The organism is Acidithiobacillus ferriphilus (assembly GCF_018854775.1).
In the GTDB taxonomy this organism is placed as follows: Bacteria; Pseudomonadota; Gammaproteobacteria; order Acidithiobacillales; family Acidithiobacillaceae; genus Acidithiobacillus; species Acidithiobacillus ferriphilus.
The window spans coordinates 1-3,803 of sequence record NZ_JAAZTY010000175.1; the positions used below are offsets into that span (position 1 = coordinate 1).

The window sequence follows — 3,803 nt, forward strand, 5'->3', positions numbered from 1 at the left end:
GCCAACAAGATTCGCTATTATGGCATTTCCACTTTCAATGCCTGCCGGGTAGCGACGGATGATACCCTGTTCCAGTCCCTGACCAGTCTTATCGGGCTGGCTGAAAAAGCTGCAGGGCAAGGCAACCGCCACCACCTGAGGGTGGTACAGTTACCCTTTAATGCCTTGATGCCGGAAGCTTACACCCGCTTCAGCCAGGTAACGGGGCAGGGCAATATCGGCTCGACCATCCAGGCGGCTTTTCAGCTTAAACTGACCATTATGGCAAGTCATCCTCTCGGTAAAGGATTACTGGCGCGGGAAGAGGTGCCTTCTCTGCTGGAGGCTATGCCGGAACTGGCCGATGCCGCGCAGCGCGCCATCCAGTTCGTGCGTTCGACACCAGGCATCGGTGTGACGCTGGTGGGGCTTAGCATGCCTCGGCATCTCGCCGATTTGCTGGCGGTGGCCAGTCAGCTTCCTCTTCCCAAGGGGCGCTATCTGGCCATGTTTGAGAAGGAGGAATAGCAAGCACCAAGTGGGTTCCGGCTATTTTTTTGCGGAGTCCGCTGGTTCCTGCCCCAGCACACTTTTGGGGGCTTTGGTCATTGCGGCGAGCAGGCGCTCCTGTTCCGCGAAAGAGAGGCGGCGCTGGCCGGGCGCAAAACCCTTTTGGGTAGGGGCATTGGTGGCAAGGTGGCCGACCCGTTCGCCCTCCTTGGCTTGGGTATAGTCTTGCAACTCGCGCTGCCATTGCGCTAGCTGCTCGCCGGTATTCACGCGTCCCTGGTGGTTGGGCGGGGCGGCCGGCGTTTGTTGGGCGAACCAACTGGCCTTGCGCAACTCCTTATTGTTGACGCTGATCCACAGGCTAACGCGGCTGAGGTCTCGGAGCGCAACGGCGCAGAGGACAACGGCAAGGCCAATGGCCCCCCAAATTAGGCCTAGAAAGGCCAGCATAATCACACCAGCGCTGGCCAACGGAAAGGCCCAGGCCCAAGGCTGTTCCAGATAGAAACGATGCGCGCCAACAGGAAATAAGCACCAGTATAGATAACTCCTGAGGGATTTTTTCTGGAGTTTTTGCAAGCGAATTTGTAAACTCTGTACCCCAGCGCCCTGCAGGTCGAGCTTTTCCCAAGCTTTGGGCATGGGTTATCCTCCATTAGTACTGTATTGAAGCGCTCAGATATTACCTCTAAACTGGTGAAAAGTCGCGGGCGACTTAAGGACTTCCATGGCAGACAGGCGGTTACAGGTTTTTCACACCGTGGCAAAGCTGCTCAGCTTTACCAAAGCGGCCGATACGTTGCATATGACCCAGCCGGCGGTGACCTTCCAGGTCAAGCAACTGGAAGAACAGTTCAACACGCGTTTATTTGACCGCACCCATAACCGCATCAGTCTTACCGAGGCTGGCATGGTGGTTTATGAGTATTCCGAGCGCATCATCTCGTTGTATACCGAGATGTCCAATCGGGTCGGGGAAATGACGGGTGATCTGCGCGGGTATCTGCTCATCGGTGCCAGCACGACCATCGCCGAATACATGCTGCCCCGGGTGTTGGGTGACTTTAAAATGAAGTATCCCGATGTACAGGTGCGCCTGCATGTGGGTAATACGGATAAAATTGTCCACATGATTGAGGATAACAGTATTGATCTGGGACTGGTGGAAGGTTTGATAACCAACAAGAGCCTCGCCACCCTCAAGTGCTGCATGGACTCCATGGTGGTTATTGCCGAGCCGGATCATCCCTTGGGTGCCCATGAGGGTGTGACCGCGCAGGAGTTGCTGGATTATCCTTTCGTTTCCCGTGAGGAAGGATCAGGCACTCGTGAAGTGACTATGGAGTATTTGCACCAGGTCGGCGTGGACGCCAACGATCTGCATATCACCATGGAATTGGGTAGTCCGGAAGCGGTCAAAGGGGCGGTGGAAGGCGGGTTGGGGGTGGCTATTGTCTCCGAGACGACGGTTCTCAAGGAGTTGGCGCTGGGTACTTTACTGGCGCGCCCCTTGAATCCGCCGCTGGCCCGCCCCTATTCCTTCGTTTATCAGAAACAAAAATTCCGCAGTCTGGTGATGGATGAGTTCCTGGAATTCGCCAAAGACCGCTGTAGCAGGGACATACTATCCGTGCCGGTGCGTCGAGAGGGCTGATATGAAGCATTTTGCCGTGGTGCAGCACAGTTACTCCGAGTTTCTGGGCATCGTGGAGACCCAACTGGAGAAGCGTGACATCGGCTTCAGTTACTTCCGGGTTTTTCTCAGTAACGAGCTGCCAAGCAATGCGCTGACTTTTGATGCGCTGTTTTTGCTGGGTGGTCCCATGTCTCCGCTCGAATCCGACAAATATAAATGGCTCACTCAGGAACTCAATACCATCACCATTTTCCGCAAGGCAAAGCGGCCGGTGGTGGGCTTTGGTCTGGGCGCACTCTTGCTGGCCCAATATGAGGGGGCGGCGTTGCACCTGCAGCCTTATCATAACGCCTATTTTACCACGGCCCATGCCACGGAAGCAGGGCGGGACGACCCGCTGGCGCAGGCGGTGGACGGCGCTCAGGTAATGGTTTGGTCACCGGGAACCGCTACCCTGCCGGAGGGTGTCAAGCCATTGGTGGTGGATGACGATGGTCGCTGGATCGCCTTCCGCCCGGAAGAGGGGGTGGTGGGATTGCTGTTCCGGCCGGAGATGAAGCCGGGGCTGATCGAAGATATCCTCATGGAGGAAGATCGCGAAACGCCCGAGAATATCGGCGAACTCCTGGGGCAGGCGCGGGCACTGTGGCCGGAGATGCAGAAAACTACGGACCGGGTCATCATCGCCCTGGTTCGTGAGTTGTCTCTCATGACGGAGAAACGCAAGCCACGGGTATTCTCCCTCAAGGTGGATACCGGGAATGATGTATGAATAGCCGGGAGCGCCATTTTCTTCGTGTCATGCGTAAGCTGGGAGACGCAGAGCAGGAACAGTTGCTGGCCTTTGCCGATTTTTTGAGAAGTCGGCAACAGCCAGAAACATCGGTGCTGCATCAGGAACCGAAGATTTTGCCCGCTAAAGAGGGTGAGACCGTTGTTGGTGCGATTAAACGCCTGCGGGAAAGCTATGCCATGCTTGATGCCAAGGAGATGCTCAACGACACCTCCAGTTTGATGTCCAGGCATGTGATGGGCGGGGAAGCAGCGGAGACGATCGTTGTTGAATTGGAGATGATGTTCAAACGTCACTATCAGCGCTACCGCGGCGCTCCGGAAGACGCGTGAATTCACGTTGCTCCGGGTGATTGCGCCAATGTCGGATATTCATCATCCCTTGCAGATTCTGCTGCACTTTGACCAGTACCTGATAGTGTTTCTTCAGGAATATGGGGCTTGGGTCTATGCCCTGTTGTTCCTGATTCTCTTCGCCGAGACAGGGCTGGTGATTATGCCGGTTTTGCCGGGTGATTCCATGTTATTTATCTGTGGTACCCTGGCCGGTGCGGGCATCATGAGCGCGTCCTGGTTGTTGGGTCTGCTCGTTACGGCGGCAGTGCTGGGCGATGCGGTGAATTACTGGATGGGGCGCCGCTGGGGTGCCCACCTTTTTGGCGGGCACCTGCTCAATGTCAGGTACTTGGATACGACCCAGCGCTTCTATGCACGACATGGTGGTAAGACGGTGATCATCGCCCGGTTTTTGCCCATTATTCGCACCTTCGCACCTTTTGTGGCAGGTATTGCCACCATGCCGTATCGTCGCTTCTTTGGCTTCAATCTGCTGGGCGCTTTCCTGTGGGTGGGGGGCTTGCTGGGTGCCGGTTATTTCCTCGGGCGT

At 56.1% G+C, this 3,803-nt stretch carries 5 protein-coding genes and 1 pseudogene; 5 read left to right on the forward strand and 1 reads right to left on the reverse strand.

Annotated elements, in window-relative coordinates:
- Window positions 1-507, forward strand: a pseudogene (locus tag HF921_RS11440) (aldo/keto reductase); the annotation flags it as partial.
- A 21-nt stretch (window positions 508-528) separates the two neighbouring features.
- Here the strand turns inward: HF921_RS11440 and HF921_RS11445 are convergent.
- Window positions 529-1,131 carry a TM2 domain-containing protein gene (locus HF921_RS11445; protein WP_215892132.1) on the reverse strand — a complete coding sequence of 201 codons (603 nt, stop codon included), beginning with the start codon at window positions 1,129-1,131 and terminating at the stop codon, window positions 529-531.
- Window positions 1,132-1,216: 85 nt separating this feature from the next.
- Between HF921_RS11445 and HF921_RS11450 the strand changes: the two genes are divergently transcribed.
- The 4 genes from HF921_RS11450 to HF921_RS11465 all read left to right on the forward strand — a co-directional run.
- Window positions 1,217-2,143: a LysR family transcriptional regulator gene (locus HF921_RS11450; RefSeq protein ID WP_064220058.1), complete on the forward strand. Its 927-nt coding sequence runs from the start codon at window positions 1,217-1,219 to the stop codon at window positions 2,141-2,143.
- A 1-nt stretch (window position 2,144) separates the two neighbouring features.
- Window positions 2,145-2,897 carry a type 1 glutamine amidotransferase gene (locus HF921_RS11455; RefSeq protein WP_064220059.1) on the forward strand — a complete coding sequence of 251 codons (753 nt, stop codon included), beginning with the start codon at window positions 2,145-2,147 and terminating at the stop codon, window positions 2,895-2,897.
- Window positions 2,894-3,250 carry a hypothetical protein gene (locus tag HF921_RS11460; RefSeq protein ID WP_215893845.1) on the forward strand — a complete coding sequence of 119 codons (357 nt, stop codon included), beginning with the start codon at window positions 2,894-2,896 and terminating at the stop codon, window positions 3,248-3,250. Before HF921_RS11455 ends, HF921_RS11460 begins: the two co-directional genes overlap by 4 nt.
- Before the next feature lie 28 nt (window positions 3,251-3,278).
- Window positions 3,279-3,803: VTT domain-containing protein (locus HF921_RS11465; RefSeq protein ID WP_215893846.1), on the forward strand; the 525-nt coding region annotated here is incomplete at its 3' end.

Coding starts and splice junctions, on each gene's coding strand:
- HF921_RS11445 (WP_215892132.1), bottom strand. CDS start 1,131: ATGCCCAAAGCTTGGGAAAAGCTCGACCTGCAGGGCGCTGGGGTACAG.
- HF921_RS11450 (WP_064220058.1), top strand. CDS start 1,217: ATGGCAGACAGGCGGTTACAGGTTTTTCACACCGTGGCAAAGCTGCTC.
- HF921_RS11455 (WP_064220059.1), top strand. CDS start 2,145: ATGAAGCATTTTGCCGTGGTGCAGCACAGTTACTCCGAGTTTCTGGGC.
- HF921_RS11460 (WP_215893845.1), top strand. CDS start 2,894: ATGAATAGCCGGGAGCGCCATTTTCTTCGTGTCATGCGTAAGCTGGGA.